This window comes from Bacteroidota bacterium, from assembly GCA_040388375.1.
In the GTDB taxonomy this organism is placed as follows: Bacteria; Bacteroidota; Bacteroidia; order UKL13-3; family UKL13-3; genus JAAFJM01.
This window is the reverse complement of the sequence record JAZKBU010000005.1, coordinates 510089-522755: the sequence shown is the minus strand read 5'-3', so window position 1 is coordinate 522755 and position 12667 is coordinate 510089. Positions and strand designations below refer to the sequence as shown.

Annotated in this window: 14 protein-coding genes; 5 read left to right on the top strand and 9 right to left on the bottom strand. The window is 35.7% G+C overall.

Features of this window, described 5'->3' with window-relative positions; all coding sequences use genetic code 11:
- Nucleotides 1-62: 62 nt before the first annotated feature.
- Together V4538_09885 and V4538_09880 are read left to right on the top strand one after the other, a co-directional pair.
- On the top strand, nucleotides 63-542 hold the full coding sequence (locus V4538_09885; GenBank protein ID MES2381343.1) for a DUF423 domain-containing protein: 480 nt from the start codon (nucleotides 63-65) through the stop codon (nucleotides 540-542).
- 16 nt (nucleotides 543-558) lie between these two features.
- On the top strand, nucleotides 559-1041 hold the full coding sequence (locus V4538_09880) for a histidine phosphatase family protein (protein ID MES2381342.1): 483 nt from the start codon (nucleotides 559-561) through the stop codon (nucleotides 1039-1041).
- A gap of 11 nt (nucleotides 1042-1052) precedes the next feature.
- Here V4538_09880 and V4538_09875 read toward each other — a convergent pair whose 3' ends face one another.
- Complete coding sequence (locus V4538_09875) at nucleotides 1053-1793, bottom strand: LamG domain-containing protein (GenBank protein MES2381341.1); 741 nt, start codon at nucleotides 1791-1793, stop codon at nucleotides 1053-1055.
- Nucleotides 1794-1819: 26 nt separating this feature from the next.
- A complete protein-coding gene (gene tsaE, locus V4538_09870) occupies nucleotides 1820-2278 on the bottom strand; it encodes a tRNA (adenosine(37)-N6)-threonylcarbamoyltransferase complex ATPase subunit type 1 TsaE (GenBank protein ID MES2381340.1) in 459 nt (152 codons plus the stop codon).
- A 45-nt stretch (nucleotides 2279-2323) separates the two neighbouring features.
- On the opposite strand from tsaE, the gene V4538_09865 reads away from it, so the two are divergent.
- Together V4538_09865 and obgE are read left to right on the top strand one after the other, a co-directional pair.
- On the top strand, nucleotides 2324-2899 hold the full coding sequence (locus V4538_09865) for an adenylate kinase (protein MES2381339.1): 576 nt from the start codon (nucleotides 2324-2326) through the stop codon (nucleotides 2897-2899).
- Nucleotides 2900-2941: 42 nt separating this feature from the next.
- On the top strand, nucleotides 2942-3931 hold the full coding sequence (gene obgE / locus V4538_09860) for a GTPase ObgE (protein ID MES2381338.1): 990 nt from the start codon (nucleotides 2942-2944) through the stop codon (nucleotides 3929-3931).
- An 86-nt stretch (nucleotides 3932-4017) separates the two neighbouring features.
- On the opposite strand, the gene V4538_09855 is transcribed toward obgE, so the two are convergent.
- Genes V4538_09855 through V4538_09840 form a run of 4 tightly spaced genes read right to left on the bottom strand, consistent with a single transcriptional unit; the run spans nucleotide 4018 to nucleotide 8804 of the window.
- Nucleotides 4018-5427, bottom strand: a complete 1410-nt coding sequence (locus V4538_09855) for an FAD-linked oxidase C-terminal domain-containing protein (GenBank protein MES2381337.1) — start codon at nucleotides 5425-5427, stop codon at nucleotides 4018-4020.
- A 6-nt stretch (nucleotides 5428-5433) separates the two neighbouring features.
- On the bottom strand, nucleotides 5434-6363 hold the full coding sequence (locus tag V4538_09850) for a substrate-binding domain-containing protein (protein ID MES2381336.1): 930 nt from the start codon (nucleotides 6361-6363) through the stop codon (nucleotides 5434-5436).
- A 56-nt stretch (nucleotides 6364-6419) separates the two neighbouring features.
- Nucleotides 6420-7778 carry a CsgG/HfaB family protein gene (locus V4538_09845; protein MES2381335.1) on the bottom strand — a complete coding sequence of 453 codons (1359 nt, stop codon included), beginning with the start codon at nucleotides 7776-7778 and terminating at the stop codon, nucleotides 6420-6422.
- Between the two features lie 33 nt (nucleotides 7779-7811).
- Entirely contained in the window at nucleotides 7812-8804 is a 993-nt protein-coding gene (locus V4538_09840; protein ID MES2381334.1) for a DUF4476 domain-containing protein, read from the bottom strand.
- Between the two features lie 120 nt (nucleotides 8805-8924).
- Here V4538_09840 and rluF point away from each other — a divergent pair, with 120 nt between their 5' ends.
- Complete coding sequence (gene rluF / locus V4538_09835; GenBank protein ID MES2381333.1) at nucleotides 8925-9686, top strand: 23S rRNA pseudouridine(2604) synthase RluF; 762 nt, start codon at nucleotides 8925-8927, stop codon at nucleotides 9684-9686.
- Between the two features lie 45 nt (nucleotides 9687-9731).
- On the opposite strand, the gene V4538_09830 is transcribed toward rluF, so the two are convergent.
- The 3 genes from V4538_09830 to V4538_09820 all read right to left on the bottom strand — a co-directional run bounded on the left by V4538_09830 (nucleotide 9732) and on the right by V4538_09820 (nucleotide 12660).
- Nucleotides 9732-11765 (bottom strand): M13 family metallopeptidase, encoded by a 2034-nt coding sequence (locus V4538_09830; GenBank protein MES2381332.1) that lies wholly within the window; start codon nucleotides 11763-11765, stop codon nucleotides 9732-9734.
- A gap of 86 nt (nucleotides 11766-11851) precedes the next feature.
- Complete coding sequence (locus V4538_09825; protein ID MES2381331.1) at nucleotides 11852-12259, bottom strand: GNAT family N-acetyltransferase; 408 nt, start codon at nucleotides 12257-12259, stop codon at nucleotides 11852-11854.
- Nucleotides 12260-12288: 29 nt separating this feature from the next.
- The gene (locus tag V4538_09820) at nucleotides 12289-12660 is read right to left on the bottom strand and encodes a hypothetical protein (GenBank protein MES2381330.1); all 372 of its coding nucleotides are present in this window, start codon (nucleotides 12658-12660) and stop codon (nucleotides 12289-12291) included.
- Between the last annotated feature and the right edge of the window lie 7 nt (nucleotides 12661-12667).

Below are 12667 nucleotides of genomic sequence, written 5' to 3'. Positions count from 1 at the left end.
AATTGCTTATTCGTTCACAAAAGTTGTTATTTGTTAACACAAAAAACTTAATAGAACAAAAAATGGATATTAATAACCGAATGCTACTTCGATTTGGTCTGGGCTTATGTGCCTTTAGTGTTATAATGGGGGCCTTTGCTGCTCACTTACTTAAAGATGAAATTACCCACGAAAATATCTACGTTTTTGATACCGGTACTAAATATATGTTTTACCACGCTTTAGCTATTTCGTTTTTGTCGTTATCATTCAGAAAATTTAAACAAGAACCTTTTGAGTTAGCTATCTCTTTATTTATTGTTGGTATATTTTTATTTACCGGTAGTTTATATGCTTTATCAACCCAAAGTTTGTGGGGAGGTGAAAGCTTAACATTTATTGGTGGTATAACTCCCATTGGTGGTATTATGTTAATTTTAGGTTGGGTTATATTATTAACCCGCGGATTAAAAGAAGAAGACCCAATGAAAATGAGAGATGCTCGTAAAGGCAGAAAATCAGGCCGCCCACAAAGATTAAAGGACGATCCAATTATACCATAAAACTTATTTTGCCATAATGAAAACTCTTATTTTAATGCGCCATGCTAAAGCTGAAACCATAGAGTTAGGCATGCGTGACTTTGATAGAAAATTAGCAGAAAAAGGGAAAGTGGATGCGGATGCAATAGCTAAATTGTTAAAAAAGAAAATACCTGCTATTGATTTAGTAATAACAAGCTTAGCAAAACGTACTTACAAAACGGCTAAAATTGTAGCTGAAAATTATGCCTACGACAAAGCCGACATTGTTCCTTTAAGTGAACTTTACGAAGCGGCTGTTGATGAGTATTTAAAGGTAATCAGAAATATTGACGACAGTAAAAATACTGTGATAATAGTAGGCCATAACCCAACTATTGGAGCCATGAGCAGCATATTAAGCGGAAGCAAAATTCTGAATTTTAAACCCGGGGCTGTAGCAGCATTTAACTTATCAATAGATACCTGGAAGCTTTTTAAGTTAGCAGAAATGCCCACCGTGACCAGCTTACACCCTTAAAAATATTATATCTATTGAGCAGCCAATACTTGAATGGCTGAAAGGTCGAGTACTTTGTTGTAAATTTTTATATCGTCAATGGCTCCATTAAAAAAGTAGTTTTTTCCATACCCGCCACCATTGCCTATTACAAAGTGCTTATCGGTATTTGAAAAAGAAAAAGCTTGCCTTTGGTCTGTTCCGTTTTGTAATACTCCGTTTACATACACCTGTAACTGGCTTTCTGTGCCAACATAAGCAATGTGTTGCCAACTGTTCAATATTACAGGAGCTGAAGCATTAAAAGGGTCAATGCCATACACCGTATTGGTTCCACTCTCTATCCAATTATCAAAACTAAAATATTTTTTGGCTTTAAAATGATTATCGATACTGTATTCAAATCCGCCAAAAGCACTTCTTTTACTGAGTATAGCACAAGGTTTGGCAGTATCTGTTAAATAAGCCCAACAACTAATGGTAAACTGATGACTGGTAAAGGATGCCGCTTCCAAATCACCAAAATCAACCAAAGCAGAATCGGCTGCATTAAACAACATGGCTTTATTGGCTTCGTTGTGTCTGTTAGTGGCAGGAATTGTATTATAAGGAATACCAGCTTTATTGGAAATTGCATCTATAGGAACAGAGCCATCCAAAGCAATATCAATTACTTTACCCGTTACTATATCTGGCAAAACAGCGGTATTATTTTTCTCCTCCTTGGTACAAGCAAAAAATAAAACAATAAGTATCCAGTAAGTTTTATTCATGTGTGGTAAACGCTTAACAACACTATTTAGTTAACGCTTATTTGTCGTTTATTTTCGATTACAGCAATATCTATAACAAAAGGATCTTCTTGCAATAACAAGGATTCAATTTTTTCCGGCCATTCTATTAAACACACGGAACCACTGTCAAAATAATCTTCGTAGCCTATATCAAAGGCTTCTTCTATATTTTTAATCCTGTAAAAATCGAAATGAAAAACCTTACTGCCATTGGTAGTTTTATACTCATTTACCAAAGAAAAAGTAGGGCTGCTTACCTCATCTGTAACACCTAGTTGCTTACAAACAGATTTTATTAATGTTGTTTTCCCCGCTCCCATCTCTCCATTAAAAGTCCAGATTTTTTTACCTTTAGCCAAGCGGATTATTTCGGTTGAAACCTGCTCCAAATCGGCTATTCCGTAGTTTTCAAATACAATCATTATAAAATATTTATCATCAAAAATAAATATTATTGGTTTCATTGCTTCCTTTTATTGAAATTCGCCAGCAATAATTTTTAAACACACATGCTAAACATTGTACTTTTTGGACCTCCGGGAGCAGGCAAAGGCACCCAAAGTGAGAAATTAATTGCTAAATACAACTTAGTACATTTATCAACTGGCGATATTTTCAGAGCCAATATTAAAGGAGAAACCGAATTAGGTAAATTAGCCCAAAGTTTTATGAACGATGGTAAACTGGTACCTGATGAAGTAACCATTAACATGTTAGCAGCCGAGTTAGAAAAAACACCTGATGCCAAAGGATTTATTTTTGACGGATTTCCACGTACACAAGCACAAGCAGCCGCTTTAGATGGTTTATTGGAAAGCAAAAACTCAGGTATTACTTTAATGCTGGCTTTAGAGGTGGAAGAAGAAGAGTTAAAACAACGTTTGCTGCTTAGAGGTAAAGCCAGTGGCAGACCTGATGATCAGGACGAAAGCATTATTCAAAAAAGAATAGACGAGTATAATAGTAAAACAGCCCCTGTAAAAGACTTTTACAGTGCACAAAACAAATACAAAGGCATTTACGGAATTGGCGAAATTGACGCCATATTTAATTTATTGTGCAAAGAAATCGAACAAGCGGTCTAATAGTTTGTTCCTATTTAAATTTTAATTTTTAATAAAAGAACAATGTCAGATTCAAACTTTGTAGATTACGTTAAAATATGCTGCCGAACAGGAAAAGGTGGTAAAGGAGCCATGCACTTTTTGCGCGATAAAAGAACTGCAAAAGGTGGACCCGATGGTGGAGATGGGGGGCGTGGTGGCAATATTATTTTACGTGGCAATAACAATATTTGGACACTGATTCACTTAAAATACCGCAAGCATGTTATAGCCCAACCAGGTGGTAATGGCGATGCTGGTTTACGCCACGGTTCAGATGGTAAAGATGAATACATTGAAGTTCCATTAGGCACTGTTGCCCGCGATGCGGAAACCAACGAAGTTTTATTTGAAATAACAGAAAATGGCCAGGAAGCCATTATACTAAAAGGCGGACGCGGAGGCTTGGGTAATTACCATTTTAGAAATGCAGTAAACCAAAACCCACGTTACTCGCAACCGGGCGAAGATGGAAAAGAGGAATGGAAAATTTTAGAGCTGAAAGTTTTAGCTGATATTGGTTTGGTAGGTATGCCTAATGCCGGTAAATCAACCTTGCTTTCCGTTGTTTCAGCTGCTAAGCCTGAAATAGCCGATTATCCGTTTACTACATTGGTGCCAAATTTAGGTATAGTAGAATACCGCGATTACAAAAGTTTTGTAATGGCTGATATACCCGGAATTATAGAAGGTGCAAGCCAAGGTAAAGGTTTAGGCACACGCTTTTTACGCCATATTGAGCGTAATGCTACGCTCCTGTTTATGGTACCCGTTACCAGCCCTAATATTAAAGAAGAATATAAAATACTGCTAAAAGAGCTTAAATCGTATAACAAAGAGTTAGGTGTAAAAAAACGCCTGTTAGCTATTACTAAATGTGACTTAGTGGACGAAGCACAATTGAAAGAAATAAAAAAAGAGCTGCCTCGCGTACCTCATATTTTTATAAGCGCTGCAGCTAACTTACATATTGATAAGTTAAAGGATAAGCTTTGGGAAATGATTAATGAATAAAAGGTTTTAATAACTTATTCAAACAAAAAAGCGAACTTCATATGAGATTCGCTTTTTTGTTTATAGCAATTATGTAAACACTGTTATTAATATATTTTACCCGGATTTAAAATTAAGTTAGGGTCAAAAGCCAGCTTAATCTGGTGCATTAAATGCAGGTGGTTTGGGCTAAACATAATGGGCATAAATTGTTTTTGTACATAACCTATTCCATGCTCACCACTTATAGTACCTCCCAGTTTCTTGCACAATTCAAATATTTCAATAATGCCGGGTGTAATATTGTTTTGCCAGTAATCATCGCTTAAATCGTCTTTTAAAATGTTTACATGCAAATTCCCATCGCCTGCATGTCCATAACAAACGGTTCTGAAATTATACCTCGCCCCTATTTCTTTTACACCTTTAAATAAAAGAGGTAATTCAGCACGGGGTACTACGGTATCTTCCTCTTTATAAGTATTGTTATGCTTGGTGGCTTCGCCTATGCTTCTGCGTAGTTTCCAAAAATATTCTTTCTGCTCTGCACTTTCGGCAAACAATACTTCATCGCATTCATGTTTGTATAACACTTCGCTAATGGCTTCGCACTCCACCATCATGCTGTCTAAATTATTGCCATCTACTTCTATGAGCAAATAAGCACCAATGTGTGCCGGTATATCAAATTTAATATTGAGCAAGGCCGCTGAAAGTTTAAAACCATCGGGCTCTACAAACTCACATACTGATGGATTACAACCTGCACGGAAAATGGCTCCTACTGCTTCGCATGCTTTTTCAGGCGATGCAAAAGGTGCTAACATTAAAAGTGTTTGCTGTGGAAACGGAATAAGCTTTAAAACCATTTTTGTAATAATGCCTAATGTACCTTCGCTACCTACTATTAAATGGGTAAGGTTATAACCTGTTGAGTATTTCAAGGTATTGGCACCTGTCCATATAATATCACCATTGGCTAAAACCAATTGTATGTTTAATACATAATCGCGCGTGGTGCCGTATTTTAAAGCACGCGGACCTCCACTGCTGTGTGCTAAATTGCCTCCTAAAAAACAACTTCCTTTACTGGCAGGGTCTGGCGGATAAAACAATCCTTTTTCTTTTACTGCTTGTTGAAAGGCTTCATTAATTACACCGGGCTCAACAGTTGCCTGAAAGTTACGCTCATCAATATTGAGTATTTTATTGAAACGCTCCATAGCCAGTATTACACCACCAAATACAGCTAAAGCGCCACCGCTTAAACCTGTTCCTGCGCCACGTGCTGTTACTATTATTTTATGTTCATTGCAATATTTTAAAATAGCTGCTACTTCGTTTTCATTGGAAGGTTTTACCACTGCATCGGGTATAAAAACCAAATCTTCCGTATAGTCGTGGGTGTAGTTTTCTTTATCGGCTATTTGAACCAATACATATTGTGCACCCACTATGCTTTCAAAAAAAGCAATATCGTCACTGTTTATTTTTTTATAGGAATTGCCTTGCTGCATGAAAAACTATTTGGTTACTTGTAAAATACGAATAGGAGCTTTGGCCGGAACCAAGCCTGCTTTTAAAATAATACGTTGTCCCTGATCGCCATTAATAAAATTAACAAAATCGCTGGCTATGCTAATTCTTTCTTGTCTGCCCAAAATGTATATATCTCTGCAAAACGGATATTGTCTGATGGCAACATTGGCTTGAATGGGTTTATAGGTTAATGACTCGTACGAAATTTTACGTGGTATAATATCGGCTACGGTTATTCTGTTTAAAAAGCCTTTCATTTTACTATCATCTTGGTCACTAATCCAGTTTAAACCTATTACACCTACAGCACTGCTATTTTTTTCTACATAATCTATTACCTCTTCGTTGGTTTTTACAGCAAAACAATGTTTGGCTAAATCGGCTCCGTTTAGTAATGAATCTTTAAAATATTGCATAGCCCCTGAGCTAGGATTATCAAACACTACCTGGATTTTGCCTAAAGTATTTTTAGCAAATATTTGTTTCCAGTCGCTCACCGAACCATCTAACAATTGTTTTACCTGTGGTACTGTATAAACGGTATCGTGGTTTGTTTTGTTAATGATTAATGCCAATGCATCAACAGCAATTCTTTGTTGGGTAAATTTAAACTGCTCTTTATCCATTGCTGCTTGTTCGGCTTTGGTGGCTTTGCGCGGAACAATAGCCAGCTTTACGCTATCCAATAACATTAATTGCATGGCCTCGCCCGGGCTGGTATACACAAAATCAATAAACTTATTATCGTTCAGTGCTTCAAAAACCATTTCTTCTGCTTCTATAACGGGTCTTAAACTTTCGTCAACAGCTATTTTTATTCTGTTAGGTGCTTCTACCGGTTTTTTATTTTCGTTACTATTGCCACACGCCAATAAGGTTATTATCAGGCTGGCTAAAATGATTGTATTTTTCATGTTTGATTACGCTCGTTATTATTTATCTGTTACTTAAAATATACGTGAGGCTTTATTTATTGCTCAATGTACAAATTAATATCGTTTACAATTTTAGTGCTTATATCCTGAAAAGCTTTATCAGCCAAATTTTGTTTGCTTTCCAAAGGTCGATTTAATTCGCTGAATTTTTCTTTCCACTCCGTTGGTGCGCTTGGTAAATAATTACCGGCCGGTAAACTAGGATATAAATTATCGGTATTGCCATTAAAGCGGGCATAAGCATGTGCATCGGCTTGCTCTGATGAGAATACTTCAGCCGATACTACCTGCCCGCTTTGTACTGATACCAGCTGATAAGCTACTCTTGCATCTACCTTACGGTACTGTTTGGTTTCTTTGTAATTTACTTTTTTAAATTTTATAACGGATTGTGTTAGTCCCGTTGCATGGTCATATACTCTTTCGCTGTATGATTCGTAAGCAATTTCGTTGCTGGTGGTGGGTACTAATTCATCAAAATTTACCTGACTTACATCTACCAGTAAAAAGTACTTTGCGCCTATTAATTTACCCGCTTTGCTGGCTGCTTCGGCATCAATTATACCGGTCATACCCAATTCCTGTTCTTTTAAAAGTTTGTCTATATTGTTTCTGTCAATTACTTTTAAAAACGGGTTTGTACTTTTACTTATCCTAGCTACCAGTTGCTGATAAAAGGAAACATCCTGGTAATTATCGTATGTTGCTTTACTCGATAAAACAACCGCTATGGGTAAACTGGCTTGCTTCAACGAGATGTCAATAAGCTGCAAGGTACTTTTATAAGAGGCATCAAACTGGGCTACTTGCCCGAAACTTTTATAGGCCGCTTTGTAATTTTGTGCTTCAATATACTTTAAGCCTTGCTCATACAAAGGCTCTATAATGGTTTGCACACGCAATACAGAAACATTTTTGTAACTGCTGTCAAACTCTAAAATTTTATTGAAAGCAAACTCTGCCTTATCAAATTTATTTTCTTTCATTAAGCCTAAACCTATATCGTATTGCTTTGAAATAAACTCTTGTTTGGTTTCTGTATACAATTGGTTGTACATAGTTGGCCAGTTTAACTCTATACCTACATTTTTTACGTTCTGAAAATAATCGTTGCAATAATTGTATTGCCTTAAAGCTTCTTCGTTACTTCCTTCCACCACCAGTTTAGCAAAGCTGCTAAACTTAGCATCTAAAACCAATTGTGCATTTTTTTGCAGGCCTTGTTTGGCTTTTGCATTTGAAGGGTTGGTTAGTAAGGCTGTATAGTAATTATCGGCTGCATCACTGTAATTGCCTTGCGTAGCCATTTTATCAGCAGCCTTTACATACTTTAATGAACTATCGCAGCTTATAAAAAAGCAGGCAACAAACATTAAAATTATTATTTTTTTCATCCCGTATTTGTAAATAATTAAAGAGCGTAAGTATTATTCTCCGCTATCTATTACGGCACCTTTGCTTTGTAAAAATGTGTTTAATTCATCTGCTGTTGAACTAAATGAAAAGGCATCGTTTAAAGTAAAGTAATTGTTTTTATCAGTCGTTTTTTCATAACACATTTTAGCTACTTTCAATTTATTTTCATCAAACTTAAATTCTCCCATTAACTGTTTTACTTGTGCAGCACTTATACAGTTACTGGCTAAAACCTGTTTTATAACGTTTAGCTTATTGTCTTCAAAACTTTGTTTTTTTATTTGGTCTAACACACTTCCCATTGTAGTTGGGCTCATGGGTGCACATACAGGAGTTGCCGGTTTCGCTTTATGTTTTTGGTGATCTACGTGAGCCACCTGGTTGTTACTTGTACTACGTGTAGTAGTGGTTGTGGTAGTAGTTGATGTATTGCTTACTCTTTCACCTTCTGTACCTGTAATGTTCATATTAATGCCAACACCATTTGCACCTACATTTACATTCACGTTTTCTCCTTTGTTAGCCGGAGTAATAGTTGTAGTGGTAATGGTTGTCTTATCTGTTACCATTTCGTTGGTGTTTATATCATTGCTATTTATATTATCAGGTAAAACTATTTTATCCGTTTTCTTAACTGCATTAGGGTCTATGTCTTTTACATCCTGCAAACGGATAACATATACTGCTGGTGTATTTTTCCCATCAATTCTTTTTACCTGATTTTTCTTTTTCTGAACCACTACACAGGTATATTCTTTATGGGGTTCGTAATATAAATTTTGGGTTATAGGTGCAAGACTTTTATCTTCAAAAACCAAACGTAGTTTTTGTACATTGTCGTTTATATTTTCTACGTGTACGTTGGCTTGTGCTGATTTATTTTGTTGTACGCCATTTAAAAAAATAATGAATTTTTCTCCTTCTTCGGCAAATACGGTCAGGTTTGATTGTGCCCAGATTTGACCAGACAGTAATAATGTTAAAGCGAATAGTAATTTTTTCATACTAGTATTGTTATTTGAGTTACTGGTATGCAAATAAACCAATCAAAAGCATTTTAAAAAATACTTTTTAAAAGATTACTTTTTTGTTAATATTTGGTAGTTTTGGCACTTTGAAACAATATGGATAGTAAAAACCAAAGTGGTATAAACGTAAATAAATTTATCAGCGACAGCGGCATGTGTTCAAGGCGCGAAGCGGAGAAATTTATAGTGGATGGACGTGTTACTATTAATAACAAAGTAGCCAAGTTAGGAAACAGGGTAAACGATGGCGATATAGTTAAAGTGGATGGTGAAAAAATAAAAACCATTAACAACGATATTTACATTGCCTTTAACAAGCCTGTTGGCATTATATGTACAACAGAGTTAAATGTTAAAAACAATATTATTAAATATATCAATCATCCTAAACGTATGTTCCCTATTGGCAGACTTGACAAGGAAAGCGAAGGGTTGATTTTTTTAACCAACGATGGCAATATTGTAAATAAAATACTAAGGGCGGGTAATAACCATGAAAAGGAATACATAGTTACCGTTGATAAACCGCTTACTAAAAACTTTGTAGAGAAAATGAGTAATGGTATACCTATGCTGGGTACTATTACTAAAAAATGTACGGTTGAAATTATAAGTAATTATGTTTTTAAAATAATATTGACACAAGGACTTAACAGACAAATAAGGCGTATGTGCAGTTATTTAGGCTACGAAGTAAAAAAGCTGAAACGGGTACGTATTATGAATATTAGCCTGAAAAATTTAAGCGTTGGTGAGTGGAGGGATTTTACGGAGAAGGAATTAAACGACATTTTACAACTGGTAGCTACCTCAAGCAAAACCGATGCTGCATTTAATGCCAGCGATTATGAAGATTAGCAGGAAAACAATTTAATGTTTCCCTGCTAATACTCAATATTTTATTTACCAGATATCTGCTCTTTCCGGTTTATTAATGAACATGCCGTTGTTCTCATGTACATCAAATGCTTCGTAAAAACTTGGCATATTGCTCAACGGACCCTTTACTCTGTACTCTCCCGGTGAATGTGTATCGGTCAATATTAACTGGCGGATAGCCTCAGGGCGTGCATTGTTTTTCCATAATTGGGCAAAGCCAATAAAGAAACGTTGCTCTGGTGTATAACCATCCTTAACTACGTTTTCTTTTGGATTCTGTTTTAAAAACAATTTAAAGGCATCGTAGGCTATGCTTAAACCACCTAAATCGGCAATGTTTTCGCCTAAAGTTAGTTTACCGTTTACATATAAGCTATCGCCCATTTTAAATTTATTGAATTGCTCAACCAATACATTGGTTCTTTCCTCAAACTTGGTTCTATCCTCTGCAGTCCACCAACTGTTTAAGTTTCCTTTTGCATCGTACTTGCTTCCCTGGTCGTCAAAACCATGTGTTATTTCATGACCGATTACTGCACCAATAGCACCGTAATTTAAAGCAGCATCAGCATGCTCATCAAAGAAAGGAGCTTGTAATATAGCAGCAGGAAAAACTATTTCATTGTTTATTGGATTGTAATAAGCATTTACTGTTTGTGGTAACATGCCCCACTCATTTCTATCAACAGGTTTACCTAATTTAGTAATCATATCATTGTAATCAAACTCGTTTGATGCCAATACATTTTCAAAATAGCTGCTATTGGTTATTTTTAAATCTTTGTAATCAGTCCATTTATCAGGGTATCCGAATTTACGTGAAATGCTGGCTAACTTTTCGTAAGCTTTATCTTTGGTTGGCGCACTCATCCATGCTAAATTTTTAACGCGTTCTTTAAAGGCATCTGAAATATTAGAAACCATTGTGTTTACCTGTACTTTGGCATTACTACTAAATGTTTCTTTTACAAACAGCTGGCCTAACATTTCGCCTACGCCACCATTACAGGCAGCAATGGCTTTTTTCCATAATGGTTTTTGTTCTTTGGTTCCGTTTAACACGGTTGCATAAAAGCCAAACTGGGCTTGCTCTAATTCAGGGCTTAACAAACTACTGGTATTGTTAATTAACGACCATGTTAATAATGTTTTCCAGTTCTCAATAGAGTAAGTATCCATTAACTTATTCCAGTTGATAAAATAAGCGGGCTGGCCTACTATAAATTCTTCAAATTCGCCAACACCTGTATTGGCTATATAGTTTTTAATAGGCAAATTATTAAGCTTACTAAAAAAATCGCCAACAGTATATTTATTGTATTGCTTATCAGGGTCGCGTCTTTCCAAACGACTCATAGCACCTTGTGCTAAGTCTGTTTCCATTTTAAGAATTAACTCCGCATTGTTTCTTTGTATTAAGCTACTGTACCCATAAATGCCAAACATTTTGCTGATATATGTTTTGTACTCCTCCCGTATTTTTACCGATTTTTCATCCGTTTTAAAGTAAAAATCTTTATCAGGTAAACCTAATCCACCTTGCGATAAATAAGGAATATATACTTGGCTATTTTTAGCATCTTGTCCAACACCAAACCTAAAAAATCCAGAAATACCTTTGCGGTGAAAAGAAGCCAATACTTTAAATAAATCGTTGCTGTTTTTAATATTGTTGATTTGTTCAAAATAACTATCTACAGGTTTTGCTCCATCTTGTTTGCGTTTATTGGTATCAACATACAGTTTATAAAAGGTGGCTATTTTATCTTCAATAGAGCCCGGCTTCTGGTTTGTTTTAGCCAAGCCTTCCAAAATATTACGCAATACCTCGTTGTTTCTTTCGGCCACTATGTTAAAGTTTCCCCAACGACTTTCCGTACTTGGAACCGGGTTGTTTTTTAACCAGGCACCATTGGCATATTGGTAAAAATTATCGTTTGGTTTAGTATTTAAATCCATCGATTTTTTATCAATAACGGACTTGGAGTTTTTATGTTGTGCATGTGCACCAAAAGCACATACTGACGTAGTCAATAGTAAGTAATGTTTAAGTTTCATTGCGTTTGTTTAAATGGTTAACTAGGGCGAAAATAAAAACTTACGCCTAATTAAGTACCATAAATATTTTAAGTGGAAATATATGTTTATGAATTAATCCGCTCCATCATTTTCTCTGGGCTTTTTAATGGTTTAAAACCAAATTTTTCGTACAGAAAATGAGCATCGGTGGTAGCTAAGCGCCATACTTTTACTTTTTCAAGTGCTTCATGCTGGAGTATAAAATCCATTAAACGGCTTGAATAACCTTTGTTTCTGTGCTCTTCTGTTATAAATACATCCATCAAATACGCAAAAGCCACATAATCGGTAACCACACGGGCATAACCAATTTGTTGATTGTTTAGATAAATACCAAAGTTAAAGGAGTTTTCTATACACGTTTTCACTTCGGCTACCGTTCGGCCTTTAGCCCAATACGTATTGGAGATAAAATGATGGATAAAGGTTATGTCAAGCTTTTCGGTATCAGTAGTTATTGTAATGCTATCCATTGTAAAGTATTATTTAAACAAAATAAATCTTATTCCAGACTTTTAAAATAATGTCGGGTTAAAACTTTTTTCAGTTCGCGCACTATAATTTCGTGTGCCATTACCTCGGGTAATGTTTTATCGGGTGTATTTTGAATGGCTTTTTGCAAACTTCTTTCCGATAAATCAACCCGGTATAAAACCGATTGCAACTTGCTTCTTTCTGATGCAAGCAAGCGTGTTAACTGAGGCGTTAACTGTTCCATCATTTGCCTGTATGCATCGGCTACCTCACCCGTAAAATGTAATTCAATGCCATGCATATCAAAATCTTTTTGAATTTGCTTAATCGTATCCAATACTATTTCCTCCTTATTAAAAAGTTCGGCAATATTATGGGTAGTAATTACAGGTAAATTCATACGCTTT